Genomic DNA, 1374 nt, shown 5'->3' on the forward strand with positions numbered 1-1374 from the left:
CATAGGTATCTACACATTTCTGTGTGGATACCTTAATGCAATTTCAGCAATAGCCTTAAGATCATCCACTGAATGTTCAGACAATAATTGCAGTGTATTCAACAGTACAGAAAGTCCTGCCAATATTGCTGGCGCACTTTCTCTTGCACCTCTTTTTTGTTGCCTTCCCGATAGTCGGGTTAAAAATGCCCTTACACTTGAATTCTGTTCATCATTGCTTTGTTGAATCCGCCAAGTTAATACACATGCCATACTGGCAATTAAAAGCCGTCTTAATATTGCTTGTGGCGTTGTTTGAAGCCATGACTCAATGTCATGTCCTGCCTGTTTTAAGAGCTTAAAATAAGTTTCTATTTTCCAGCGCCAGTAATACCATGTTGCTAATTCCACACTTGAAATTTCTGACGGTACATTACTTAATAAACTCCAACGAGAAAGCAGTTTACCTTCCTCATTTTTGACCTCAGCAACAATCAGCCGAGCTGTTAAGGGCTTTCCTTTTTGTGGTGTTATTCTTTTCCCCGTTTCATCTTTTTTCTTGGGTTTTGCATCACGCACAATACTGATTTCAGTTTCACCAATATAGAGTTGTTCACGACGACCTTTATATTCAATCATCTGTGATTGTACAGCTGATATTTGATCTGACACTTCTCTTAACTTAAGCTCTTGTCCTTTATATTCAACACGATTTCCTTCTTTTCCTCGAATAAGAAATAAATGATTATATTGATCCAATAATCTAAGATGAGCGATTGAATCTCCCTCACGATCAATGATATGAACGAGTTTCTTGTCTAATGCTAAAGATCCAATATGCTCAATTTGTTCATATAGTGCATTTAGATGTGTTTTTTTTGCTTGATCGCCATTTTTGAATGTTGAATAACACTGATTAGCATCACATAAAGTTTGATCAAGTGGAGCAATGGGTAAACCAGTTTCAGCATCAATTAATAAACTACTTTGTAACTCATAGCCTTTATCATTTTCATGCGTTCTTTTAGATCGATTTAACTTATTGTTATGTTTAATATATTGTAGTTGAGACCAATCATGGGCAACGAGAGCATAGTGATGATTCGATTGGGTTAATTGTTCAATCGCCAGTGATTGAATAGGTTGATTGAGTTGCTGAAATGAAATATTTTCATTATTTAAAAACCGCCAAACAGCCTGAGTTGTAGCAAAGCTAGTTTTCTGGACGGAGGCAATATCTTTAAGTGCGGGAGCTAAAGAAGCGAGTGGATTCATATTAAGTTTTACAAGACTTCCGTAGCGTTTAACTAAGCGATTGTCTAGGTTTGGAATGTTAAATTGGAAAGCATGCTTTCCAATTTAACTTAAATGCTGATATTTGTGTAGATACCTATG

At 36.2% G+C, this 1374-nt stretch carries 1 protein-coding gene; it reads right to left on the minus strand.

Annotated elements, in window-relative coordinates:
* Positions 1-9: 9 nt before the first annotated feature.
* The gene (locus GGG_RS0118845) at positions 10-1254 is read right to left on the minus strand and encodes a transposase (protein WP_010117919.1); all 1245 of its coding nucleotides are present in this window, start codon (positions 1252-1254) and stop codon (positions 10-12) included.
* Positions 1255-1374 lie beyond the last annotated feature (120 nt).

The organism is Acinetobacter sp. P8-3-8 (genome assembly GCF_000214135.1).
Classification (GTDB): Bacteria; Pseudomonadota; Gammaproteobacteria; order Pseudomonadales; family Moraxellaceae; genus Acinetobacter.

Bases quoted from the DNA above. Each gene is read 5' to 3' on its own strand.
- GGG_RS0118845 (WP_010117919.1), bottom strand. From the start codon at position 1,254: ATGAATCCACTCGCTTCTTTAGCTCCCGCACTTAAAGATATTGCCTCC.